We start from the raw sequence: 23,141 nt of genomic DNA on the forward strand, positions 1-23,141 counted from the left end.
GGGCGCGGCATTTTCCCGCGCCCCCGACCGCCCCCCGCGGGGTGCCCTCAGCCCTCGACCTTCGGCATCTCGCCCACCGTCCGAGACGGGTCGAGGATCGAGAACGTCGCCCCCTGCGGGTCCTTGACCACCGCGTACCTGCCGTACGGGCTGTCCTCCGGCCCGGCGGTCACCTGGCCGCCCATCTTGGTGGCCCGGGCCGCCGCGTCGTCGCAGTCCTCGACGGCGAAGATCACCTCGACGTGCGCGGGCACGTCCGCCGGTATGTCCGCGCCCATCGGGAAGCGGCCCAGCATCATGGTGCCGCCCACCTCGAAGACCTTGTAGTCCATCTCGGAGGCCTCGCCCATCCGCTTGGCGGTGATCGGGAACACCGCGGGATAGAAGGCGTCCACGGCGTCCACGTCACGGGTGGCGATCTCCGCCCAGCAGAACGACCCCGGCTCGCCCTGCTTGGCGAAGCCCTGGTGCTCGCCGGGCTGCCAGACCGCGAACGCCGCCCCGCTCGGGTCCCTGGCCATCAGCATCGTGCCGAACGGGCCCACCTGCATGGGGTCCATCAGCACCTCGCCTCCATGCTCGCGGATCCGCCGCGCCGTCGCCCCGATGTCGGACGACGCGAAGTACAGCGTCCAGGCGGCCGGCGCGCCCTCCTGCCCGGGCGCGACGGGCGCGAGCGCGGCGACCGCCTTGCCGTCGGAGCGCGCCTGCGTGTAGTGGCCGTACTCGGCGGAGCCTCCCTCGAAGGTCCAGCCGAACAGCTCACCGTAGAACTGCATCCCGGCCTCCAGGTCGGGCAGCGTGACGTCGGCCCAACAGGGCGCGCCCTCGGGAAGTTCAGGCATGGCTCTGGCCTCCAGGTGTGGTGTCCGGGTGCGGGTCCGGTGCGGGCTGGGACGTGTCCGCTTCACGTCTTTCGCCCGACTGATTTCGCACATCTGTGCGCTTGAAAATCACGCTAGTGGCGATCCGGCCCCGGCGCAGCGCTAAAAATCGAACACCTGGTCAATTATTCGCCCCTCGGTCGCACGTCCGCCGTCGCGCGCCCCCCACAAACGCGGCACGCATCGCACCCGCCCGACGCTGCGGGCGCGCACACCGCCCACCGCCGCATCGCACCGCCAAACGGGTGAGCCGCCCCCGGCCACCGGCCGGTTGCGGCCGCCGCGGCGGATCCGGTACCGCGTGCGCGCGCCGGCGGGCGCCGCAGACGGGGCGACCCGGGTCGGCGAACGCCTCGGCGCGCATCTGGACGCCCTCCCCCACGCAGCGCTGCGCCCTGTCTCCGTGGGCATAGACCTGCGCATGATCGACTGGGCCAAGCCGCCTCGCTCGGCCGACGTCGGTCACCGGCTCGCCGCGCGGAACGGCGGCACCACGCGCCACGCACCACTCCGCACCGACCGAGGAAGCGACCGCCGTGCCCGAAGAGCCTCCGCCCCACCACCGTCCCCCAGGCCCGCCGCCGGATTCCCCGTCGGGCCCGCCGCACGCCCGGCTCCCCCGCCGGCCCGGCGCGCCCCGTCCGGCCTTCGGCCGGGGCGACACCGCCTTCGCCGCCGCCCCCCATGCCGCGTTGGCCCGGCTGCGCGGCGCGGCGCCCGTGCACCACATCGTCCTGCCGGACGGCTCCGCCGCCTGGCTGGTCACCCGGGACGCCGACGTCCGCCGCTGGCTCTCGGACCCGAGACTGTCGCACAACAAGCGGCACTCACGCGCCGGTTACCGCGGCTTCTCGCTGCCGCCCGCGCTGGACGCCAACCTGCTCAACAGCGATCCCGAGGACCATATCCGGCTGCGCCGCCTGGTCGGCAAGGGCTTCACCCCGCGGCACGTCGCCGCGTTGGCGCCCACCGTCGAGGCCACCGCCCGCCGTTGCGCCGACGCGCTCCGGCACGAGATCGAGGCCGCCGCCGAACCCGCCACCGAGCCCGAAACGGCCGATCTGGTCACCGGCTTCGCGGCGCCGCTCCCGCTGGCCGTGATCGGCGACCTCTTCGCCCTGCCGGAGCCGGACCGACGGCCGTTCGCCGGCTGGGTCTCCACCATGATCTCGCCGCAACGCCCCGAGGACGTCTCGGAGTCGGTGGCCGCCATCCACCAGTACCTCACCGATCTGGTCGCCGCCCGCCGCGCCACCCCGGGCCCCGCCGACGACCTGCTCAGCTCCCTCGTCGCCGCCCGCGACGGCAGCGACCAGCTCAGCGAGGACGAGCTCGTCTCGCTCGCCTTCCTGATCCTCGGCGCCGGCATCGAGAACGTCCAACACACGCTCTCCGCAGGAATGTTGGCCCTGCTGCGCGAGCCGGACCAGCTCGCCGCGCTGCGCGCCGAGCGGGACGCCCTGCTGCCCGGCGCCGTCGAGGAGCTGCTGCGCCACGCCCACCCCAACCTGATGGCGATACGCCGCTTCACCACGGAGGCCGTCGAGATCGCCGGCAGCCACGTGCCGCGCGGCGAGACCGTGCTGCTGTGCCTCGCCTCGGCCAACCGGGACCCCGAGCGCTATGCCGAGCCCGACCGTTTCGACATCCGCCGCACCGACCACGGCCACCATCTCGCGCTGGGGCACGGCATGCACTACTGCCTGGGCGCCCCGCTCGCCCGCCTGCAGCTGCGCCTCGCCCTGACCGCCCTGCTGGACGGGCTCCCCTCCCTCGCCCTCGCCGCGGAGGAGCCGCGCTGGTCGACCTCGTTCCGCTCCCACGCCCTGACCCGACTCGCCGTCACCTCGGCCCCCAGCCCCGGGGCGCGTCCTTGACCGCCCCCGATCCCGGACCCCGCGCGCGGCCGGCGTCCGCGCCCCGCGCGGGGCGCGGACGCCCCGGGGCGGGCCCCGGCGGAGGGCGCGGGCGGCGCCTCAGCGGAAGATCCGGCTGTCTGATGAGCTTAACGGAATCAACGCGCGCAAAGTTCGCAAATTCGCTTGGCGGGCGCACGGGGCCGCCGCTCGGGGTCACGGTCCGGTCGGCTCCCGCGAGAGTGTGTGACTCGAAGTATCGTGGTGATCACCTTGTGGTGATGCATGGGTCCTGCGCCTGTCCGCCGTTCGCCAGAGGCGAGAGCGGCCGACCGGGACCGCGCTCGCCACGTTGGACACAAGGAGTGCGATGAGTTCGACCCACGAGCGAGTTGACCTGCTGCTCACCGAGGAACTCGGCGTGCCACGCGGCGCGCTCGCCCCCGACGTATCGCTGGAGACCCTCAGGTTGGACTCGCTGGCCCTGGAGGAGCTGCGCTTCCTGGCGGAGGAACGTTTCGACATCGACCTGGCCGACGCGGCGATGACCCCGCGCAGCACCGTCAGTGAGCTGGTCAGCCTCATCGAGAGGCAGGTGAGCGCGGCGTGAGCGGGCGCGGCCCTGATCCCTTCGACGCCGCCGTGACCGGCCTCGGCATGGTCACCGCGGCGGGCAAGGACGTGCCGACGACCTGGCGCCGAGTCCTCGACGGGACCCCCGGAACGGTCGGTCAGATCCCCCAACTGGCTGGTCTTCCATGTGACTTCGCTTACACCATCGACGACGGCGAGGACCGTCTTGACGTGGACGCGCTGCTCGGTCGTTCGCTCGCGCGCACGATGGAACGTTTTGCCCAACTTGCCGTGATTGCCACCCGGGAGGCTCTCAACGACGCCGGTCTGGACTCCGCCGACTGGGACGCCACCCGCGTCGCCGTCGTCATCGGCAGCTCGCACGGCGGCCTCGACGTCTACGACGAGGGCACCCGGATGATGGCGGCCAAGGGCGACCGCCGCATCTCCCCGATGGTCACCCCACTGAGCCTGCTCAACCACGCCGCCGCCAGCGTCTGCCTGGACACCGGCGCCCGCGGGCCGAGCATGGGCATGGCGGCCGCGTGCGCGTCCGGCACCTCCGCCATCGGCACCGCCCGCCTGCTGCTGCGGGCCGGGCTGTGCGACATCGCACTCGCCGGCGGCGCCGAGTCCATGCATTCGCGCACCGTCATCGGCTCGGCCTGCCGGGCCGGCGTGCTCTCCACCCGGCGCCACGACCCGGCCACCGCGTGCCGCCCGTTCGGCGCCGACCGGGACGGCATGGTCACCGGCGAGGGCGCCGGCGTGCTCGTGCTCGAACATCCGGAGCACGCCCGCGCGCGAGGGGCCCGCGTGCTCGCCCACGTCAGCGGCTACGGCGCGTCCAACGACGCGCACAGTCCCGCCGTCCCGCACCCCGACGGCACCGGGCTCGAACAGGCCCTGCGCGCCGCGCTGGACGACGCGGGACTCGTGCCGGCCGACATCGACCACGTCAACGCGCACGGCACCGCCACCATCGCCAACGACGCGATCGAGGGCGCCACCCTGCACCGCGTCCTCGGCGACCGCCCCCTGGTGACCTCGACCAAGGCGGCCACCGGCCACACCCTCGGCGCCTCCGGCGCCATCGAGACGGCCCTCACCGTCCTCTCGCTCCGCGACCAGACGGTCCCCCCGACCACCAACCTCGACATCCCGGACCCGACCATCGAGATCCCCATCCAGTCCGAACGCCCCCACTCCACCACCCTCCACGCCGCCGCCAAGACCTCCCTCGGCTTCGGCGGCCACAACGCGGCCCTGATCCTGACCGCGTCGTGACGCGGTCGCCCGCCGACGCGGGGGAGTCGGCGAGGAACCGACGAGGCGGGGCGCGGGCAGCTCGCCTTGCCCGAAAAAATTGAAAATGTCAGAGTCGGCGCATGCCAACGCCTTTCAGGGGTGCGACTCCCTACTGCTACGCGAATTCGCTCGCGATGATTCTGGGCGCGGATTCGCCCCCGCCGTCGGCGATCGAGGTGCTGACCGGATCGCCTTTCGGTGTTCAGTTCGTCGAGAGTGGCCTGCCCTGTTTCGACCCGCTCGGCTGGGACCCCGACCTCGGACTCGACCAGGCCATCGAACTGCTCGGCCTGACGTGTCGGCGCACCGGCGGAGGCGAGGACGGCGAGGACGGCGAGGCGCTGCGCCGGTTGCGGCGGGCCAGCGCACGGGATCCGGTGCTGGTGGGGCCCGTCGATACGGGTCTGCTCACGCATCAGCCGTGGTCGGCCGGGGCGGCCACCGGCATGGACCACTGGGTCGTGGTGCTGAACGTCGACGACCAGCGGGTGCTTTTCCACGACCCCGACGGTTTTCCCTTCGCCACGCTCCCCGTTGCCGATTTTCTCGCGGCGTGGCGTGCGGAACAGGTCGAATGCGCCGCCCCGTTCACCATGCGCAGCGAATTCCGCCGGGTGCGGCCGGTCGAGGTGGAGACGGCGCTGCGGGCCGCACTGCCCCTGGCGCGGGAATGGCTCACCGGTCGGAAGGCCGACGGCGCGCGGGGCGGGGCGGCCGCCCTGGAGCGGCTCGCCGACCGCGTGCGGGCTGGACTGGACGACCGGACGCGCGCCCATCTGGTGAACTTCGCCGTCCGGGTGGGCGTCCGGCGCCTCGCCGACGCGTCGGTCTGGCTGGACACGATCGGCGAGGCCCGGGCCGCCGCGGCGGCCGACGAGCAGGCGCGGCTGCTCGGCAGCGTGCAGTACGACCTGGTCGCGGGTGACACCGGCGCGGCGGCGGCAACGCTGCGGCGGATGGCGGTCACCCACGACCGGCTCCGCTCCGCCCTCGCCCCCGTCAGACCCGGGCGGTGAACTTGATCTCGACCAGCAGTTCGGGGAAGGCCAGCCGACGGATGCCGATCAGCGTGCTGGTCACCTGCGGGTCCGGCCGCCCGTAGGCCTCCTTCCGCACCGTCCCCGAGGCGGCGTACACCGCGTCGGGGTCGAGCGTGTAGATGACCTCCTCCACGACGTCGTCCAGGGACGCCCCGAAACGCCGCAGCAGTTCGGCCGCGTTGGCATAGCACTGACGCATCTGGTCGGCCATCCGGGAGAAGTCGGTGACCTGTCCGGCGTCGTTGATCGGAGCGGGCGCGACGAGCTCCGGTCCGTCGTGGGCGACCTGGCCGGAGAGGTGGATGGTGTCGCCGCGCCTGACCGCCTGCACGTATCCGTAGGCCTCTTCCCAGGGAACGCCGAAGCTTTCCGCCCGGTCCATGGTTTCCATAAAGCAACGCTCCGATCATCGGACGTGAGTTCCTTCGGGACTGCACCACGACGCTAATCACGCAGGTCGGGGCGGGCCAGACCGGGTTGTGCCAGCCACGGCAAGGATTGTGCCAGGTCAGGGCGCGTAAACTGGACGCCAGACGCGGAGCGGAGGAGCGGAATTGCGATCCACAGCGGGCGGGATAGTCGTCGCGATCCTCGCGGTGCCGCGGGTTTATCCATTGGACGTCAGCATTCCGGCGCATGTGTTCGGCCAGCATCCGGGTTACCGAGTCCTCGTGTGTGGAGATCATGACCGCGCATCGGAGATCCGGCCGACGCATTCGCTCTCCGACGTGGCGGGCGCCGATATCGTCGTGGTGCCGGGTTACGAGGATCCGAATCTCCCGGTGCCCGAGGACTACCTGAGGGCACTCCGAACCGCCGTCGAACGAGGCGCCCGGGTCGTCGCCGTCTGCACGGGTGTCTTCGCGCTCGCGGCCAGCGGCGTGCTGAACGGGAGGACCGCGACGACGCACTGGCGCCATACCGAGCGACTTCGGCTGAGGTATCCGACGGTCGACGTCGTGGAGAACCGGCTGTTCGTCGAGGACGGGGCGATCCTCACGTCGGCGGGTGCGGGCGCCGGCATCGACGCGTGTCTCTACGTGGTCGGGGCCGACTTCGGGACGGCCGTGGCGGACGGCGTGGCGAAGGACGTCGTCTTCGCCACCGCCCGCGACGCGAACGAGCCGCAGTACCGGGACGCGCTCGCCCCGACCCGCGACAGCCTGCACGCGACGCGGGAATGGGCGATCGAGAACCTCGGCTCCGCCCTCACCGTGCAGCGGATGGCGGACCACAGCCTGCTGTCACGGAGGACCTTCATCCGGCGCTTCGTGCGTGAGACCGGTATGCCTCCCATGCAGTGGGTCACCCTGCAACGCATCATCAGCGCACGCCGACTGCTCGAGACCTCCGACTGGACGGTCGAGCGCATCGCCGGGACGACGGGCTTCGGCACGGCCGCGAACTTCCGGACGCTCTTCCGCAGAGAACTCGGCGTGACCCCCACCGCCTACCGGAGGTCCCACGCCCCCGGCGGCCTGGCCGTTCGCCAGGGCGCCTGAGTCTTCACTCCGTGTCGCTGTCCCGAGTACACCCTCGGCTCCGCCGAGGACGTGGCCGGCATCGTCCAGGGCGGTGCTGGGTCGCAGGGCGTCGTGGCCGTCATCGGCGCCGCCCTGCTGTTCATCCTGCCGGTCAACTGGTCGCGTCAGGAGACCACGATGACCTGGCGCGACGCGAGCCGGATCGACTGGGGCACCATCCTGCTGTTCGGCACCGGGATCATCTTCGGCGCCATGCTGTCCGCCACGGGCCTGGCGGAGACCATCGGCGACAACGCGTCGGACACGCTGGGCATCGACAGTTCCTTCACCATCACCGCGTTCGCGGTCGTGTTGGCGATCCTCATCTCCGAGACCACCAGCAACACCGCGTCCGCCGCGGTGGTGGTGCCGATCATCATCCCCCTCGCGGTGGCGTCCGGGGTCGACCCGTTCGTGCCGGCTCTGGCCGCCACGTTCGGCGCGTCCTTCGGCTTCATGCTCCCGTCTCAACGCGCAGGAAGGTCTCCAGCGTCACCAAGAGCAACGCCCAGCAGTACGGCATGGTCCTGTGGGACGACGTCTTCCGTCGTGTCGCGGCGGACTACCCCGACGTGGAGACCGAGAGCGTCCTGGTCGACGCGATGTCCGCGAAGTTCGTACTCCAGCCCCAGGATCTCTCCGTCGTCGTCGCCTCGAACCTCAACGCCGACATCCTGTCCGACCTCGGCAGCGCCCTGGCCGGCAGCCTCGGCCTCGCGTCCAGCGCGAACCTCAACCCCGAGCGGCGCTTCCCCAGCATGTTCGAACCCGTCCACGGTTCCGCGCCCGACATCGCGGGCCAGGGGGTGTGCAACCCCGTGGGCGCCATCGGCAGCGCCGCCATGATGCTGGACCACCTCGGCCTGCACGACGAGGCCAAGCGGGTCCAGACCGCCATCGAGGCCGCCACCGCTCGGGGAGTCCGCACCCGCGACGTCGGCGGCACCGCCGACACCGCCACCCTCACCCGGGCGATCATCGCCCACCTCGCCGACTGAACGCAGGCCGCGATCCCCTCGGGGACGGGTCGCCCGAGCCGGTCTCCTCGGTGTGTCGCCGTGACCCGTCAACTCGCCGACGCCTTCGCGGCCGGCACCGTGGCCCCTCGGGCCCGGCCGACGGCCGCCTCGACGCGCTGACCGCCCGCGGGACCGAGGTGTTGCGGGCGCTGGCCCGAGGGCTGAGCGACTCCGAGATCGCCCGCGTCCTGGGCATCGGACGGTCCACGGTGAAGACCCACGTGCACGCGATCCTCGACAGGCCGCGACCTGCGCGACCGGGCCCAGGCGATCGTCCTCGCGTACGAGACCGGGCTGGCTGGCGCCGAACAGACCCACCGCCGCGCCCCGCGCCACCTGCCATCGCGGCTCGCCGGAACTCGATACCCGAACTGACGTGGCGAACTAGGGTGTTCGCATGTCCGACCAGCTCTCCCTCCGCATCGGCGACCGCACCCTCTCCTACGTCGACTCCGGCGGCGACGGCCTGCCGCTGCTCGCGCTGCACGGGTCCTTCGGCCGCGGAACGATCTTCGCCCGGCTGGCCGCCGACCTCGCGGACCAGGCCCGCGTCGTCGCGCCCGACCAGCGCGGTCACGGGCTGAGCGACCGCGCGGACGACTACGGGCGCGCCGGTTTCGTGGACGACGCGGCCTTCCTGCTACGGGAGTTGGGGATGGCGCCGGCCGTCGTGCTCGGGCACTCGTTGGGCGGCATCACCGCCTACCAGCTGGCGGCCCGGCACCCGGAGCTGGTCTCCGCGCTGATCATCGAGGACGCCGGGCCGGTGATGCGGCAGCCCGAGATCGCCCACCCGGTGCTCGACGTGCGCGGCTGGCCGGCCACGGCGCCGACCCGGCACGAGCTGGCCCGCCGCATCGAGGCGGCGGGCGTCCCCGACGCGGCCTACTTCATGCAGAGCGCCGTGGACCGCGGGGACCACTGGGGACTGCTCTTCGACTGGGACGAGATGATGGCGGTCCAGAAGGGCGGCGTCGGCGACTGGTGGGCCGACTGGCTGGGCTCCACGTGTCCGGCCGTCGTCCTGCACGGCGGGCAGAGCCCGCTGCTGCCGTCCGATCTGGCACGCACGATGGTCGCCCGCCGGCCGGGCACCAGCTTCGTCACCTTCCCCAAGGCCGGCCACTGGATCCACGACGACGCCCCGGCCGGACTCGCCGCCGCCGTCGCCGACTTCCTCCACCGCCTGGTCTGACGCGTACGAACGGGGCGTGGCCGGAGCGACACGTGACGGGACGTCAGCGACCGCCGGCGACGCGGAGGATGGCGCCGGTGGTGTAGGACGACTCGGCGGAGAGGAGCCAGGCGACGGCGTTGGCGACCTCGTCGGGCGTGCCCGGTCGGCGCATCGGGACGGCCTCGCTCATCCGCCAGGCGCGTTCCGGATCGCCCATGGTGGCGTGCATGTCGGTGGTGATGGCGCCGGGCTGGACGGAGTTGACGCGGATCCCGTCAGGGCCCAGCTCCTTGGCGAGGCCCAGCGTCAGGGCGTCGACCGCCGCCTTGCTCGCCGCGTAGTGCACGAACTCGTTCGGGCTGCCGATGGTCGCCGCGCCGGAGGAGACGTTGACGATGGCGCCGCCGCTCCCGCCGTGCCGGGGCGACATCTCCCGCACCGCGCGCCGGGCGCAGAGCAGGGCGCCCATCACGTTCACGTCCACCACCCGCCGCATCACGTCCGGCGGCGTGTCGTCGAAGCGGCCCAACGGGCCGGTGATCGCGGCGTTGTTCACCAGTCCGGTGATCCGGCCGAGACGCTGCCCGGCCGCGTCGAACAGCCGGTCCACGTCGGCCTCGACGCTCACGTCCACCCGCACGGCCACGGCCTCGGCGCCGGCCTCCCGCACCGACGCGGCCACGGACTCGGCGGCGTCATCGTCCCGTACGTACCCGATGGCGACGCGATGCCCGGCCCGGGCCAACCGCTGCGCGACCGCCGCGCCGATGCCCCGGCTCCCGCCCGTGACGACCGTGACCTGCTGCTCCATGTGGGTGAGCCTAACCCGAGGCGGTCCCCGGCCCGCGCATCCGGGGACCCTACCGTCGGGTCCTCACCCCAGGCCGTGGCGGCGGTGGGCGCGGAGGGCGAGTCGGCCGGGGATCGCCGTGGCGGCCAGCGCCAGGGTGACGGCGACGCCCGCGATGCCGGCGCAGGCCACCGCGTCGACCGAGACGCCCGCGCCGCCCGCCATGCCGGCGCTGAACGCGGTGAGCGTCGCGAGGCAGATCGCCGTGCCGAGGGCCAGGGCGGTCGCCGCCACCGCGAGCGCCTCCAGCCGCAGCATGGCCAGGACCTGCCGGCGGGTGGCGCCGACGAGGCGCAGCAGCCCGAACTCCCCCGCCCGGTCCGCCGTCGACATCGCCAGGGTGTTCACGGCGGCGATGGTGGTGAAGGCCAGCACCAGGCCCATGGCGACGAACGCCACCTCGGCGCTGGCCTCCCGCTGCTCCGCCAGCGCGTCGGCGAGGTGACTCGCGGGGGCGACGGCGACGGCCGGGTAGTCGGCGGCGAGGGCTTCGCCGAGCCGGGCGGCGAGCTCGGCCGGGTCGCCGTCGCCGGCGACCAGCACGGAGTCCGCGAGCGGGTTGTCGATGTGCGCCGCGACGAGCAAGTGGGCCAGGGTCAGGTCGCCGAAGCCGAGGCCGCGTTCGTAGACGGCCGCGACGGTGAGCGTGACGGGCGTGCCGTCGCCCAGCACCAGGGGCATGGTGTCGCCGGGGTGCAGTCCCTTGCTGTCGGCGACCAGTTCGCTGATCGCGACGCCGTCCTCGTCGAGCGCGGCGAGATCGGCCGGCGAACCCTCGGTGACGCCGAGGCGCAGCGTCGCGTCCAGTCCTTCGGGGGTGACGCCCTGCACGGTGTACTGGTCCAGCCCCGGCGAGCGGACCGTGGTGTGCACCACCTCGGTGACGGCGGTGACGCCGTCCAGGGCGCGCAGCCGGTCGGCGGCCGGGCCCGGCACCCCGGGCGCGCCGGGGGCGGCGGCGAGCACCGCGTCGGCCACCACGCCGTCGCGCACCTGCCGGTCGGCCGCGCCGGCCAGGGTCGTCTGGGTGAAGAGGACGGTCCCGGCCATGGCCACCAGCAGGGTGAGCGGGGTGATGACGGAGGCCAAGCGCCGGGCGTTGGCGCGGGTCTGGTGGGCGGCGAGGTGGCCGGCGGGGGTGGTCAGGCCGCGCGGCAGCAGCGCGAAGGCGGCGCGGGCGACGAACGGGCCGAGGAGCGCGACGGCGACGGAGAGCAGCAGCACCGTCAGGTAGGTGACGGGCATGGCGGCCGGTTCGGTGCGCAGCACGGACAGCACGAACAGCAGCACCACGCCGCCGGCCAGGACGAGCAGCCCGGCGAGCAGCCGGCCGAGGCCGGTGCGGCGTTCCACGGCCGCCTCGGTGAGCGCCTCGGCCGGGCGGATCCGGGCCACCCGGCGGGCGGAGACCCGCGCGGCGAACCAGGCGACGAGGAGCGTGGCGAACAGGGCGATCAGCGCGGGGAACGCGCTCCGCACCATGGACAGCGTCTCCGGGATCACGCCCAGGTCGACGAACTGGTCGTACAGCAGGCGGGCCAGCGGCTGTCCGGCGGCGACGCCGAGCAGGCCGGCGACGAACGCGACGGCCAGCGCCTCGCGGCCGATCAGGCCGCGGATCTGCCGGGGGGTGGCGGCGATGGCGCGGAGCAGGGCGAGTTCGCGCTGGCGCTGCTGGAGGGTGAGGGCGAAGGTGCCGACGACGACGAGGACGGCGACGAGCAGGCTGGTGCCGCCGATCGCGCCGCCCATGCTGATCAGCTCGACGCGGGCCTTGCTGGCGTCGAGGAACTCGGCCGGGCCGCGCCCGCCGCCGGTGTGCACCTCGGCGGCCGGGGCGCTGGTGCCGGCCAGCGCGGCCTCGACCGCGTCGGCCAGCGCGGCCACGTCGGTACCGGATGCGGCGCCGGAGTCGGCGCCCGAGTCGGCGCCCGAGCCCGGGTCGGGGAAGACGCCGACGGCGGAGACCTGCCCCTCGTGGCCGGCGAGGCGGCGGGCCTCGGCGTCAGTGAAGAAGACCGCGGACTGCTGGCCGGCCGCCTCGGCGGTGACGCCGGCGACGGTGTACGTGGCCGGGGCGCCGGTGGCCTGGACGGTGACGGGGTCGCCGGGCGCCAGACCGGCACGGGCGGCCAGGTCGCGGTCGAGGACGATCTCGTCGTCGGCGCGCGGCGGGTGGCCCCGTTCCACGTGGAACGGGGTGAGGACGGCGGAGGTCCAGGCGTGGCCGAGGGACTCGCCCGCCGCACCGGGGACGGCGCCGCCGTCGCCGGCCAGCAGCGTGGCGGGGAAGGTCAGTTCGGGGACGGCGACGCGGACCCCGGGGACGTCCTCGATCCGTTGGACCGTCTCGGCGGGGAGCCAGGCCCGCTCGTACACCGGCTTGGCCTTGTGCTTGGTCTTGTCGCCCTTCCGCTGCTCGTGGTGCACGTCCTGGTCGGCGGTGACGACGATGGGCGTGCCGGCGTAGCGCTCGGTGGCGATCTCGCCGCGCAGGCCGGTCTCGAGCAGCGTGCCGCAGGCCGTGACCAGGGCGGCGGCGCAGCACAGGGCGAGGAACGCGCCGACGAAGCCGGCCTTCCGGGCGGCGATGGTGTGCAGTGCGTAGCGCAGCATCAGGCCCACGCCCCCAGGTGCGTCATGCGCTCCGCCACGCGTTCGGCGGTGGGCGCGGTCATCTCGTCGACGATCCGGCCGTCGGCGAGGAAGAGGACGGTGTCGGCGTGCCCGGCGGCGACCGGGTCGTGGGTGACCATGACGACGGTCTGGCCCGTCTCGTCCACGCAGGAGCGGAGCAGGGTGAGTATCTCCCGGGCGGTGACGGTGTCCAGGGCGCCGGTGGGCTCGTCGCCGAAGATGACGTCGGGGCGGGTGATCAGCGCGCGGGCGATGGCCACCCGCTGTTGCTGGCCGCCGGAGAGTTCGGCGGGGCGGGCGTGCGCCTTGCCGGCCAGGCCGACGCGGTCGAGGATCTCGGCCAGCCAACGCCGGTTGACGCGTTCGTGGTTCAGGCGCAGCGGCAGGGCGATGTTGTGCCGGACGGTCAGGGCGGGGACCAGGTTGAACGCCTGGAAGACGAAGCCGACGCGGCGGCGGCGCAGGTGGGTGAGTCGGGTCTCGTTGAGGGAGCCGAGCTCGGTGTCGCCGATCCAGGCGGCGCCCGAGGTGACCCGGTCGAGTCCGGCGGCGCAGTGCAGGAACGTGCTCTTGCCGGAGCCCGAGGGGCCCATCACGGCGGTGAACGTGCCGGGCGGGATGGCGACGGAGACGCCGTCGAGCGCGCGGACCGCGGCCCGGCCCCGGGTGCCGTCGTAGGTCTTGGTCACCGCGTCGAGGCGGAGCGCGGCGGTGCCGGCCGCGCTCCCGGGGCCACCCCCGGGGGTGGCCCCGGAGTCGGGTCTGGTGGAGACGCTGGTCATGTCAGTCTTCCTTCTTGCTCCGCCGGTCGGGGCCGGCGCTCGGATCGGAGTCGGAGTCGGGGTTCGCGTCGGGCCGGGTGTCCGGGTCGGCGCCCAGGTCGGTGTCCGGGTCCGGCGCGGGGAACGCCAGGAAGCGGGTGAGGACGGTGCGGGCGTCCGCCGGGGTCTGCTCCGGGGGGCGCTTGTAGCGGTTGAGGAGCGCGATGTAGTCCTCGAAGAGGTCGCGGAGCTCGTCGAGGGTCAGCCGGATGGTGCCGCGCGAGTACGGGAACGCGTCCAGCCAGGCGCCCGCCTCCTCGCCCTGCGCGCCCTGGAGCCACGCGAAGAGCCGCAGGTCGGAGGCGTAGGCCAGGCGGTTCATCTCGTCCACGACCCGCCGGGTCTCCGGATCCTGCTGGCTGCGCGGCGGCAGCCGCAGGTCCTGGGACACCGCGCGCCACCAGCGTTCGCGGCCGTGGGCGCCCTCGCCTCCCCCGGTCTCCTCGACGAAACCGAAACGGGCCAGGGCGCGGAGGTGGTAGCTGGTCGCCCCGGTGTTGAGGTCGAGCGCGCGGGCGAGGGTCGCGGACGTCGCGGGCCCGTACATGGCCAGCCGCTCCATGATCTGCAGTCGCCGCGGGTGCGCCAGCGCCTTCAGGCCGTCGAGTGAGGGGGTGTAGGGCATGTACACAGTCTTCTGTGCACAACCACCTGTGCACGATCGGGCGGGCACCCCGACCGTGGTGGGGTTAACCCCCGCCGCCGGCACCGGATCCGGCCCGACACGCGCGGAAAAACGGTTGCGTTCGCCATCGCCGGCGGGCACCGTGCGGCGGATGGACGCGACAGAAGGAGCCGCCATGTCCGGTGCCGGCAACCCGGAGGTCCGGGTGTTTCCCGTGGCGGAGGAGGGATCCGGGCCCTACGCGCTGGCGGCCGGGCCCGACGGTGCGCTGTGGGTGACGCTCGCGCACGCCGGGCGGATCGCGCGGGTCACCGCGGACGGCGAGACGGTGGCCACGTACGCGCTGGACTCGGCGGACTGTCAGCCCACGATCATCACCGCCGGGCCCGACGGCGCGCTGTGGTTCACCCGGACCCGGGATCACCGCATCGGCCGGATCACGACGGACGGCGAGATCACCGCCTTCCCGGTGCCGACGGCGGACGGCGGTCCCTTCGGCATCGCGGCCGGGCCGGACGGCGCCCTGTGGTTCACGGAGATGAACGCCGACCGCGTCGGCCGGATCACCACCGACGGGGAGGTGACGGACTTTCCGCTGCCCGTGTCGGGGGCGTTCCCCTCGGCGATCTGCGCCGGCCCCGACGGCGCTCTGTGGTGCACGCTCAACCAGGGCAACGCCATCGCCCGGGTCGGCGTCGACGGCGAGGCCGACGTGTACCCGCTGCCGACCGCGGGCGCCGGACCCGTCGGCATCGCGAGCGACGGCGAGGCGCTGTGGTTCGTGGAACTGCTCGCCGGCCAGCTCGGCCGGATCTCGGTGACTGGCGCGGTCGAGGAGTTCCCGCTTCCCGACCGCGCCGCCAGGCCGCACGCCGTGGTGGCCACGGCGCCGGGCGACTGCTGGTTCACCGAATGGGGCGGCAACCGCGTGGTCCACCGCACCCCGGACGGCGCGTTCCACGGGTACGAGCTGCCCGAGCCGTCGTCCGAACCGCACGGGATCGCCGTGGGCCCATGGGGGTCCCCCCGGCCGAAGGCTGGGGGAGGCGCGCTGTGGGTGGCGCTGGAGACGGGCGCGCTGGCCCGGGTCGGCCCTCCGGACAGGACCTAGCTGTCTAGGCCGCCGCGCCGGTCAGCACGGACTCGATCTCGGCCAGTTCCTCGTCGGTGAAGTCGAGATTGGCCGCCGCGCCCACGCTGTCCTCCAGCTGCCGGACGCTGCTGGCGCCGATCAGCGCCGAGGTGACGCGGCCGCCGCGGAGCACCCAGGCGATGGCCGTCTGGGCGAGGGTCTGGCCGCGGCGCTTCGCTATCTCGTTGAGCGCCCGCGCGGTGGCCACCGTCTCGTTGACCCTCGTCTCGTTGAGGAACGGGCTCGCGCCGCCGGCCCGCGAGTCCTCGGGGATGCCGCCGAGGTAGCGGTCGGTGAGCAGGCCCTGGGCGAGCGGGGAGAACGCGATGGAGCCGGCCCCGATCTCGTCCAGCGCGTCCAGCAGCCCGTCCTCCACCCAGCGGTTGACCATCGAGTAGGAGGGCTGGTGGATCAGCAGCGGCGTGCCCAGCTCGCCCAGGATGCGGGCGGCCTCCCGGGTCTGCTCGGGCGAGTAGTTGGAGATGCCGACGTAGAGCGCCTTGCCCTGCCGGACCGCGGAGTCCAGCGCGCCCATCGTCTCCTCGAGCGGAGTGTCGGGGTCGGGGCGGTGCGAGTAGAAGATGTCCACGTAGTCCAGGCCCATCCGGCCCAGGCTCTGGTCCAGGCTGGCGAGCAGGTACTTCCGCGAACCCCACTCGCCGTACGGCCCGGGCCACATGTCGTAGCCCGCCTTGGTGGAGATGATCATCTGGTCGCGGTAGGGGCGGAAGTCGCTGGCCATGATCCGGCCGAAGTTCTCCTCGGCGGCGCCGGGCCTGGGCCCGTAGTTGTTGGCCAGGTCGAAGTGCGTGACGCCGAGGTCGAACGCGCGCCGCAGGATGGCTCGTTGGCCGCCGAGGGGGTTGGCGTCGCCGAAGTTGTGCCAGAGGCCGAGCGAGACGGCGGGCAGCTTCAGGCCGGAACGGCCCGAGCGACGGTAGCTCATCGTGGTGTCGTAACGGGTGGACGCGGCGAGGTAGGTCACGGTTCTCCCTGCTCAGAACGTCTGTGTGGCACCGGCCGCCCGATCCTGTCACGCGGGTGCGCCCACAACCAGTGACTTACGACCCGGTCGAGGCCGCCGCGACCAGGCGCCGCACGGACCCGACCACGCCCTCCCAGGCGGTCTCGGTGTCCGCGGTCCGCCGGTGCGGGCGCCGGAACTCGTCGAGGTAGCCGGTGAGATCGTCGAGATCCCAGCGGATCCGGTACAGCAGCAGCGTCTCCCCGTCGGCGCCGCGCCGCAGGTCGTCGGCGTCGGCATCGGCATCGGCATCGGCATCGGCGGCCAGCCACCACAGGTCCCGCTCCGGCGGCGCGAGCCCCACCGTGTCCCAGTCCACCAGCCGGAGTCGGTCCCCGGCGCGGACGACGTTCCCCGGATGCGGTTCGCCGTGGGTGATCACGTACGGGCGGCCGGCGGCGGCCACCCGGGCGGTCAGCGCGTCGAACCGTCCCAGCACCGCGCGCAGCGCGTCCGCCCCGTGCCGGGCGAGCAGGCGTCGGGTGGGCTCCGCGAAAGGCCCGCCCGTCCACGGCCGGTCCAGCTCCGCCAGCGCGACCTCCAGCGCGGCGCGCCCCGGCAGGTCGCCGGGGTCCCGCACGGGCAGCCGCAGGCCCGCGCCGAGCGCCCCGGCCGTCGCCGCGTGCAGCGTCCCCATCATCCGCCCCACCGCGTCGCGTTCCGCCGCCGTCCGCCAGGGTCCGAACGCACCCGCGCCGCCGTCCACCCACGGGAACACCGCGACGGCGAACTCGCGCCCCAGAGCCCGGACGCTCTCCCCGCGCCGGCTCGGCACCGGGCCGACCACGAAGTCCAGGCCGCCCGCGCCGGCGAGCCAGGCCGCGCCCTCCATCGCCCGGCGCAGCTCGTCGAACGCGCCCTCCCCCGCCAGCTCCGTCACGGTGACGAACCACCGGGTCCCGGCGGCGTCCTCGGCGGCCCAGTGGTGGTCGCCGAACCCCACCGGCAGGTACCGCGGTTCTCCTCCCGGCGCGATGTCGATCCCCCAGCCCTCGCGGAGCGCCCGGGCCAGCGCCGCGTCGTCCAGTCCCGTCGGTCTCGTCCTCACGCCCCCACTCTGGCCAACGAGCACCGCGCGCGTCGACGCATTAAGTCAGCGCATCAGCCGTGTTGAGCGGCGGGTCCCGGCCGCGGCTCGTCAGTCCGACTCGCGCCCCGGCAGGGGCTGGTAGCGGCTGGGGCCCGGCGTCTCGCCCTCCGGTGGGTAGTCGCAGTCGAGGCTGGTGATCTCGTAGTCGTCGCCCTCGTTCTGCTCCTGGTCGACGACCACCGCGGCCGTGCAGGCGCGGCCGTGCTCGTCGGTGAACGTGACGATCTCGCTGTAGTCCGTCGGGGTGGTGCTGCAGCCCGCGAGCAGCAGGGCCGCGGCCCCGGCCGTCAGTACCGCGCCGAGCCGCCACAGCCGTCTCATCCTCGCCCCACCCCGTTCGTCCTCGCCCCGCTGACCCGGTCGTCGCGCACACCGTAGCCCGCGCCGGTGTGGTGCGCCATGTCCCGCTACGGCAGCGGACGTTGCGAGTAGTTGAACAGTCGGAGCGCCCGATGTGATTGACGGAGTGAGTACTCACTCCGTACTGTGGACGGCATGGTGGAGACCCCCTCCCGGCGCCGGGCGCCGGCCATGGAACCCGAACAGCGCCGCGCCATGATCGTCGCCGCGGCCCTGCCCCTCGTCGTCGAGTACGGCGCCGCCGTGACCACCGCGAAGATCGCCCGCGCCGCCGGCATCGGCGAGGGCACGATCTTCCGTGTGTTCGAGGACAAGGACGCCCTGCTCAGGGCCTGCATGGCGGAGGCCGTGCGACCCGACACCACCGTCGCCCACCTCGCGTCCGTCGCCCTCGACCAGCCGCTCGCGGCCCGGCTCACCGAGGCGGCCGAGGTGATGCGCGGTTTCATGGAGCGGATGGGCGCCGTCGCCGGGGCCCTCGCCGCCGCCGGCAAACTGGAGCGACCCGCGCCGCCCCGGCCCGGCAGGGAGGGCCGGCTCCCGGACCGCGAGGCCGGCCTGGCCGCGCCACGCGCCGCCCTGGCCGCGCTGTTCGAGCCCGACCGGGACATCCTGCGCCTGAGCCCGGAGCGCAGCGCGGACGCCTTCCAGCTGATGCTGATGTCGGCCGGCCGCCTCCACGCCCCCGAGCCGCTGAGCACCGAGGAACTGCTCGACCTCTTCCTGCACGGCGCGGTCACCGATCCGGGGAGGGCCCACGGCGAGGCGCCGGAAGAGCCCTCCGGCGAGGGCCCTGGGGAGCCGCGGTGACCGCACCCGACGCGTACGAGACGCTGTCGCCGCGCCGCCTGCGGCTCGTCACCCTCGCTCTCCTGGGCTGCGCCTTCCTGGCCATGCTGGACGGCACCGTCGTCGCCACCGCGCTGCCCCGGATCGCCGAGCAGCTGGGCGGCGCCGACTCCTGGTACCTCTGGCTCGTCACCGCCTACCTGCTCACCTCCTCGGTCAGCGTGCCGGTCTACGGCCGGTCCTCCGACCTGTACCGCCGCCGTGGGCTGCTGCTGTCCGGGCTCGCCCTCTTCCTGCTCGGCTCGCTCGCCTGCGCTCTGGCCGGCTCCATGCCGGCGCTGATCGCCGCCCGCGCTGTGCAGGGCCTCGGCGCCGGCGCCCTGCTCACCCTCGGCATGGCGCTGATCCGCGACCTCCATCCCTCCTCCCGGACCGACGGCCTGATCCGCATGCAGACGGCGCTGGCCACGATGATGGTCCTCGGCCTGGTCGGTGGGCCGATCCTCGGCGGCCTGCTGGCCGACCACGCCGGCTGGCGCTGGGCGTTCTGGATCAACCTCCCGCTCGGGCTGGTCGCGGCGGCCGTACTCGCCCGCGCGCTGCCCGACCGCCGGCCCGCCGCACCCGCGCCGGGACGCCTCGCGCGCGCCGGCGCGACTTGACCTCAAGAGGACTTGAACTCCTAGCGTGACCGGCATGAAGGAGTACTCGGAGGAACAACTCGCCGCCCAGCCCGTCGGTTACTGGAGCGGCGCCGCCTACCGCGCGGTCGTCGGGCGCATCCGGGCCGCGCTGGCCGTGGAGGAGCTGACGCAGCCGCACTGGTGGACGCTCAACCACGTCGCGGGCGCGCCCGCGACCTGGAGCCGGGCCGGGCTGACCGAACGGCTGGCGCCGTTCGACGACCAGGACATCGACTTCGACGGCGTCTACGACGATCTGGTCGCCCGCGGCTGGATGACGCAGGACGGCGGCACGCTGACGCTGACCGACGCCGGGGAGGCCGGGCGGCTCCGGGCACGGGAGCGCAACGCCAAGGTGCACCGGCAGACCCACGAGGGCATCGGGACCGGCGAGTACGTGGCCGCACTCAACGTGCTGCGCCGGATGATCGACAACCTCGGCGGCGACAGCGACCTCCCCTGAGGCTCCGGGCGGAACGGGATCAGAGCCGCTGCACGTACGCGGCGCGCCAGTCCGGGGAGGGGTCGGTGCCCGGCTGCGTCCAGTACTCCCGGGCGCGGGCTATTCGCCCGTCCCGGACCGTCCAGAACGACGCGACCCGGTGGAGCCCCGCCGTCTCGTGCGGGACCTCCACCTCCGAGACCACCTCGTCGCCGTCCGCCACGATCCGCAGGACCCGGATCTCCCACCCCTCGGGATACTCCGCGTTGACCCGGACGTAGTGCTCCCGGCCGACGATGCGCTCGGCGCTGACGGGCCACTCCACCACGACGTCGTCGGCCAGCAGCGCGCCGAGGGCGTCCCAGTCGCGGGCCGCCATCCGGTCCCAGAGCTCTCGTACCACCGCGGAAGGTTCCATGCCTCGCATCCTCGCAGGCACCACTGACAATAATCCGGTCAGCCGGCCAAGGGCCCGGTCAGGTCGCGCTGCAGCAGCACGGTGTCCAGCCAGCGGCCGTGCTTGTGCCCGACGCCGGTGAGGCGGCCCGCCTCGGCGAACCCGAAGGCGCGGTGCAGCGCGGACGAGGCGCCGTCACCGGGCTCCGCGATGACCGCGATCAGCTGCCGGACCCCGGCCCGCGCGCAGGAGTCGACCAGGGCGGACAGCAGGGTCCGGCCGATGCCCCTCCCGGTCCAGCCGGGCGCGAGATAGATGGAGTCCTCGGCGGTGTGCCGGTACGCGGGCTTGGGTCGCCAGGGCCCGGCGTACGCGAAGCCGACCACCCCGCCGGCGTCCGACCCGCCGCCCGGTTCGGCGACGGTCGCCTCGGCGACCAGGAAGGGCAGGCCGCGTTCGGTGAGGTCGTCGAGCTTCTGCCGCCAGGTGGCGACGCCGGGCGGCGACTCCTCGAAGGTGGACACGGAGCCGACGACGTAGCCGAGGAAGATGTCGGCCACCGCCGGCAGGTCGTCGGCCGTCGCCGGGCGAACGGAGATCGCGTGGGACATCGGGAGGCACCTGTTTTTCACTATAGAGAAAACAGAACATATTATAGAGGAATGATCGACCTCCCCGCACTGGGCCGGCGCGTTCAGGCCGCCCGGCATGAACGCGGCCAGACCCTCCAGGAGTTGGCCGCCGCCGCCACGGTCAGCGTGAGCATGCTCTCGGCGGTGGAACGCGGCCAGAAGGCGCCCACGGTCGTGGTGCTGGCCCGCATCGCCGACGGGCTGCGGCTGCCGCTGACCCGGCTGATCGAGGAACCGGGAGAACCGCGCCTGGTGGTGCGCCGCGCCGCCGAGCAGGACATCAGCGTGCACGAGCCGGGCGGCTGGCGCCGGGTGATCCTCTCCCCCGTGATCCCGGGCGTGAACTTCGAGTGGATCCGCTCGACGCTCCCCCCGGGCTGCGACGCGGGGCGTTTCCCGGCCTACGCGCCGGGGTCGCACGAGTTCGTCGCGGTGGACTCCGGCACGCTCCGGCTTACCCTCGGCGAGGGCGCGGGCGAGGGCGACGCCAGCGGGGACGGCGGCGCGGGAGCCACGACGCTGCACGCCGGCGACTCGGCCTACTTCGCCGCCGACGTCGGGCACGGCTACGCCAACCCCGGCCGCACGCCCTGCACCTACCATGTCGCGGCGCTGATCATGCGCCCGCGCACGCCCTCAGGCACGGCATGAGTCCGCCCCCGGCCGGATGGCGCGGGGGACGGACATGGCGTGCCGAAGGGCGTGCGGGTGCTCAGACGCCGGCCGCCACGGGCGGCTCCGCGTCGGCGCGCTCCCGGCCCCGGTCGGCCTCGGACCCGGCCTCGGCGCCGGAGCCGGCACCGGACTCGGCACCGGACTCCGGGCCCGGCTCCGGCGCCCCGTGCGCCGCCTCGCGGGCCCGGCGCGGCAGCAGGAACCCGAGGGCGAAGGCGCCCACGGTCAGCGCCAGGGCGATCAGCGTGACGTGCCGCGACGCGTCCAGGAAGTCGCCCACCACCGGCCGGTCGCCGACCGCCGAGAAGAAGACCGTGCCCAACGCCGCCACGCCCAGGCTCGCGCCCAGCTGCTGGAACGACTCCAGCAGCCCGGCGGCCGAACCGACCTCGTGGTCGCGGATCTCGCCCATGATGATGTCGAAGAGCGGCACGAAGATCATGCCCATGCCGAACCCGTAGACCAGCAGCGGCAGCGCCAGGTCCCAGCCGCCGAGGCCGGCGTCCGCCCCGTCGAGCACCACGTACACCCAGACCAGACCCGCGGTCATCAGGCCCAGGCCCAGGTGCAGGATGTGCCGTCCCATCCGCCCCATCATCGTGGCGCCGAACCCGGAGCCGAAGAACGCGCCGACCGCCCACGGCGCCATGGTCAGGCTGGCCTCGACGGGCGTGTCGCCCAGCCCCAGCTGCAGCAGCAGCCCGGTGGTCAGCGAGAAGCCGACGATGGAGCCGAAGAAGACGACGGTGAAGGCGATGCCCGAGGTGTAGGACCGCTTGCGCAGCACGCTCAGCTCCACCAGCGGGGTGTCCCCGGCGCGGGAACGCCGCGCCTGCCTGACCCCGAAGGCGACCAGCGCGGCCACCGAGCCCGCGGCCACCGCCAGCAGCCAGGCCGGCCAGCCCAGCTCACGGCCCTGCACCAGCGGGAAGACCAGCAGGAACATGCCCACGCCGCCCAGCAGCGCGCCCGTTCCGTCCAGCCGCATGCCGCGCGACCGGGTGGACCTCGGCAGCGCCGCGCGGCCCGCGAGCAGGGCGAACACTGCCAGCGGCAGGTTGATGAAGAACACCATCCGCCAGCCGGTGCCGAAGATGTCCGCGTCCGTCAGCACCCCGGCGACGACCGGGCCGGCGATCGTGGACAGGCCGATGACCGGGCCCAGCGCGCCGAACGCCTTGCCGATCTCGGCCGGCGGGAACAGGTCCCGGATCAGCCCGAACGCCTGCGGGATCATGACCGCGCCGAACAGCCCCTGCGCCACCCGGGCGCTCACCAGCACCCCGGGCGACCAGGCCAGCGCGCACGCGACGGAGGCCACGAGGAAGCCGGCCACGCCGAGCAGCATCAGTCGCCGGCGCCCGTACATGTCGCCCAGCCGGCCGCCGGTCAGCAGCCCGACCGCCAGCGCGAGGGTGTACGAGGCGGCGATCCACTGGAGGCTGGCCTCCGAACCGCCGAGGTCCGCCTGGATCGACGGCGCGGCCACGTTGACCACCGTCGCGTCCAGCAGGTTCATGATCATCGCGGCGAGGACGGCGAAGAGCCCGAGCCAGCGCCGGTCGCGCGTTACGTCTGTACCAGTCGTGTTCTCCATGCCCAGG

24 protein-coding genes and 2 pseudogenes are annotated in these 23,141 nt (G+C 73.7%); 14 read left to right on the forward strand and 12 right to left on the reverse strand.

Annotation, left to right across the window (positions count from 1 at the left end; translation table 11 throughout):
• Window positions 1-47 precede the first annotated feature (47 nt).
• The gene (locus ABGB06_RS09720) at window positions 48-845 is read right to left on the reverse strand and encodes a VOC family protein (RefSeq protein WP_347587335.1); all 798 of its coding nucleotides are present in this window, start codon (window positions 843-845) and stop codon (window positions 48-50) included.
• A gap of 575 nt (window positions 846-1,420) precedes the next feature.
• Here ABGB06_RS09720 and ABGB06_RS09725 point away from each other — a divergent pair.
• From ABGB06_RS09725 to ABGB06_RS09740, 4 genes are all read left to right on the forward strand, one after another.
• Window positions 1,421-2,761 carry a cytochrome P450 gene (locus ABGB06_RS09725; RefSeq protein ID WP_347587337.1) on the forward strand — a complete coding sequence of 447 codons (1,341 nt, stop codon included), beginning with the start codon at window positions 1,421-1,423 and terminating at the stop codon, window positions 2,759-2,761.
• Between the two features lie 349 nt (window positions 2,762-3,110).
• Window positions 3,111-3,350, forward strand: coding sequence for a phosphopantetheine-binding protein (locus tag ABGB06_RS09730; RefSeq protein WP_347587339.1), 240 nt, complete (start codon window positions 3,111-3,113; stop codon window positions 3,348-3,350).
• Window positions 3,347-4,600 carry a beta-ketoacyl-[acyl-carrier-protein] synthase family protein gene (locus tag ABGB06_RS09735; RefSeq protein ID WP_347587340.1) on the forward strand — a complete coding sequence of 418 codons (1,254 nt, stop codon included), beginning with the start codon at window positions 3,347-3,349 and terminating at the stop codon, window positions 4,598-4,600. The genes ABGB06_RS09730 and ABGB06_RS09735 overlap by 4 nt, the downstream gene beginning before the upstream one ends.
• 101 nt (window positions 4,601-4,701) lie before the next feature.
• Window positions 4,702-5,637 carry a hypothetical protein gene (locus ABGB06_RS09740; RefSeq protein WP_347587341.1) on the forward strand — a complete coding sequence of 312 codons (936 nt, stop codon included), beginning with the start codon at window positions 4,702-4,704 and terminating at the stop codon, window positions 5,635-5,637.
• Here ABGB06_RS09740 and ABGB06_RS09745 read toward each other — a convergent pair.
• Window positions 5,621-6,052, reverse strand: coding sequence for a Rid family hydrolase (locus tag ABGB06_RS09745; protein WP_347587342.1), 432 nt, complete (start codon window positions 6,050-6,052; stop codon window positions 5,621-5,623). The two genes, ABGB06_RS09740 and ABGB06_RS09745, sit on opposite strands and share 17 nt — an antisense overlap.
• 247 nt (window positions 6,053-6,299) lie before the next feature.
• Between ABGB06_RS09745 and ABGB06_RS09750 the strand changes: the two genes are divergently transcribed.
• The 5 genes and pseudogenes from ABGB06_RS09750 (at window position 6,300) to ABGB06_RS09770 (ending at window position 9,398) form a co-directional block, all read left to right on the forward strand.
• Window positions 6,300-7,163 carry a helix-turn-helix domain-containing protein gene (locus tag ABGB06_RS09750; RefSeq protein WP_347587550.1) on the forward strand — a complete coding sequence of 288 codons (864 nt, stop codon included), beginning with the start codon at window positions 6,300-6,302 and terminating at the stop codon, window positions 7,161-7,163.
• 93 nt (window positions 7,164-7,256) lie between these two features.
• Window positions 7,257-7,592: pseudogene (locus ABGB06_RS09755) on the forward strand (SLC13 family permease); the annotation flags it as partial.
• An 83-nt stretch (window positions 7,593-7,675) separates the two neighbouring features.
• Window positions 7,676-8,182 (forward strand): annotated as a pseudogene (locus ABGB06_RS09760) (isocitrate/isopropylmalate family dehydrogenase); the annotation flags it as partial.
• Window positions 8,183-8,340: 158 nt separating this feature from the next.
• Window positions 8,341-8,787 carry a helix-turn-helix domain-containing protein gene (locus ABGB06_RS09765; protein ID WP_347587343.1) on the forward strand — a complete coding sequence of 149 codons (447 nt, stop codon included), beginning with the start codon at window positions 8,341-8,343 and terminating at the stop codon, window positions 8,785-8,787.
• On the forward strand, window positions 8,685-9,398 hold the full coding sequence (locus ABGB06_RS09770) for an alpha/beta hydrolase (RefSeq protein WP_347587552.1): 714 nt from the start codon (window positions 8,685-8,687) through the stop codon (window positions 9,396-9,398). The genes ABGB06_RS09765 and ABGB06_RS09770 overlap by 103 nt, the downstream gene beginning before the upstream one ends.
• 43 nt (window positions 9,399-9,441) lie before the next feature.
• Here the strand turns inward: ABGB06_RS09770 and ABGB06_RS09775 are convergent, their stop codons facing one another.
• From ABGB06_RS09775 to ABGB06_RS09790, 4 genes are all read right to left on the reverse strand, one after another.
• Window positions 9,442-10,191 (reverse strand): glucose 1-dehydrogenase, encoded by a 750-nt coding sequence (locus ABGB06_RS09775; protein ID WP_347587344.1) that lies wholly within the window; start codon window positions 10,189-10,191, stop codon window positions 9,442-9,444.
• Window positions 10,192-10,254: 63 nt separating this feature from the next.
• The gene (locus ABGB06_RS09780) at window positions 10,255-12,846 is read right to left on the reverse strand and encodes an FtsX-like permease family protein (protein WP_347587346.1); all 2,592 of its coding nucleotides are present in this window, start codon (window positions 12,844-12,846) and stop codon (window positions 10,255-10,257) included.
• Complete coding sequence (locus ABGB06_RS09785; RefSeq protein ID WP_347587348.1) at window positions 12,846-13,649, reverse strand: ABC transporter ATP-binding protein; 804 nt, start codon at window positions 13,647-13,649, stop codon at window positions 12,846-12,848. Before ABGB06_RS09785 ends, ABGB06_RS09780 begins: the two co-directional genes overlap by 1 nt.
• Window position 13,650: 1 nt before the next feature.
• Window positions 13,651-14,313 carry a helix-turn-helix domain-containing protein gene (locus ABGB06_RS09790; RefSeq protein WP_347587350.1) on the reverse strand — a complete coding sequence of 221 codons (663 nt, stop codon included), beginning with the start codon at window positions 14,311-14,313 and terminating at the stop codon, window positions 13,651-13,653.
• A gap of 175 nt (window positions 14,314-14,488) precedes the next feature.
• On the opposite strand from ABGB06_RS09790, the gene ABGB06_RS09795 reads away from it, so the two are divergent.
• On the forward strand, window positions 14,489-15,424 hold the full coding sequence (locus ABGB06_RS09795) for a virginiamycin B lyase (RefSeq protein WP_347587352.1): 936 nt from the start codon (window positions 14,489-14,491) through the stop codon (window positions 15,422-15,424).
• Window positions 15,425-15,428: 4 nt separating this feature from the next.
• Here ABGB06_RS09795 and mgrA read toward each other — a convergent pair whose 3' ends face one another.
• From mgrA to ABGB06_RS09810, 3 genes are all read right to left on the reverse strand, one after another.
• Entirely contained in the window at window positions 15,429-16,430 is a 1,002-nt protein-coding gene (gene mgrA, locus ABGB06_RS09800; RefSeq protein WP_347587354.1) for an L-glyceraldehyde 3-phosphate reductase, read from the reverse strand.
• A 76-nt stretch (window positions 16,431-16,506) separates the two neighbouring features.
• The gene (locus tag ABGB06_RS09805; protein WP_347587356.1) at window positions 16,507-17,517 is read right to left on the reverse strand and encodes a phosphotransferase; all 1,011 of its coding nucleotides are present in this window, start codon (window positions 17,515-17,517) and stop codon (window positions 16,507-16,509) included.
• A gap of 90 nt (window positions 17,518-17,607) precedes the next feature.
• Complete coding sequence (locus ABGB06_RS09810) at window positions 17,608-17,880, reverse strand: hypothetical protein (RefSeq protein ID WP_347587358.1); 273 nt, start codon at window positions 17,878-17,880, stop codon at window positions 17,608-17,610.
• Window positions 17,881-18,054: 174 nt separating this feature from the next.
• Here ABGB06_RS09810 and ABGB06_RS09815 point away from each other — a divergent pair, with 174 nt between their 5' ends.
• The 3 genes from ABGB06_RS09815 to ABGB06_RS09825 are packed head-to-tail and all read left to right on the forward strand — an operon-like array spanning window position 18,055 to window position 19,854.
• Complete coding sequence (locus ABGB06_RS09815; RefSeq protein ID WP_347587360.1) at window positions 18,055-18,729, forward strand: helix-turn-helix domain-containing protein; 675 nt, start codon at window positions 18,055-18,057, stop codon at window positions 18,727-18,729.
• Window positions 18,726-19,370, forward strand: coding sequence for an MFS transporter (locus ABGB06_RS09820; RefSeq protein ID WP_347587362.1), 645 nt, complete (start codon window positions 18,726-18,728; stop codon window positions 19,368-19,370). The genes ABGB06_RS09815 and ABGB06_RS09820 overlap by 4 nt, the downstream gene beginning before the upstream one ends.
• A 34-nt stretch (window positions 19,371-19,404) precedes the next feature.
• On the forward strand, window positions 19,405-19,854 hold the full coding sequence (locus ABGB06_RS09825) for a MarR family transcriptional regulator (RefSeq protein WP_347587364.1): 450 nt from the start codon (window positions 19,405-19,407) through the stop codon (window positions 19,852-19,854).
• 19 nt (window positions 19,855-19,873) lie between these two features.
• Here the strand turns inward: ABGB06_RS09825 and ABGB06_RS09830 are convergent, their stop codons facing one another.
• Window positions 19,874-20,251: a nuclear transport factor 2 family protein gene (locus ABGB06_RS09830; protein ID WP_347587366.1), complete on the reverse strand. Its 378-nt coding sequence runs from the start codon at window positions 20,249-20,251 to the stop codon at window positions 19,874-19,876.
• Window positions 20,252-20,289: 38 nt separating this feature from the next.
• The gene (locus ABGB06_RS09835) at window positions 20,290-20,841 is read right to left on the reverse strand and encodes an N-acetyltransferase family protein (RefSeq protein WP_347587368.1); all 552 of its coding nucleotides are present in this window, start codon (window positions 20,839-20,841) and stop codon (window positions 20,290-20,292) included.
• Window positions 20,842-20,892: 51 nt separating this feature from the next.
• On the opposite strand from ABGB06_RS09835, the gene ABGB06_RS09840 reads away from it, so the two are divergent.
• Window positions 20,893-21,513: a helix-turn-helix domain-containing protein gene (locus ABGB06_RS09840; RefSeq protein WP_347587370.1), complete on the forward strand. Its 621-nt coding sequence runs from the start codon at window positions 20,893-20,895 to the stop codon at window positions 21,511-21,513.
• Between the two features lie 61 nt (window positions 21,514-21,574).
• On the opposite strand, the gene ABGB06_RS09845 is transcribed toward ABGB06_RS09840, so the two are convergent.
• A complete protein-coding gene (locus tag ABGB06_RS09845; protein WP_347587372.1) occupies window positions 21,575-23,134 on the reverse strand; it encodes an MFS transporter in 1,560 nt (519 codons plus the stop codon).
• Window positions 23,135-23,141: the final 7 nt, after the last annotated feature.

The sequence above is a fragment of the Streptomyces sp. B6B3 genome (assembly GCF_039871525.1).
Lineage (GTDB): Bacteria > Actinomycetota > Actinomycetes > Streptomycetales > Streptomycetaceae > Streptomyces.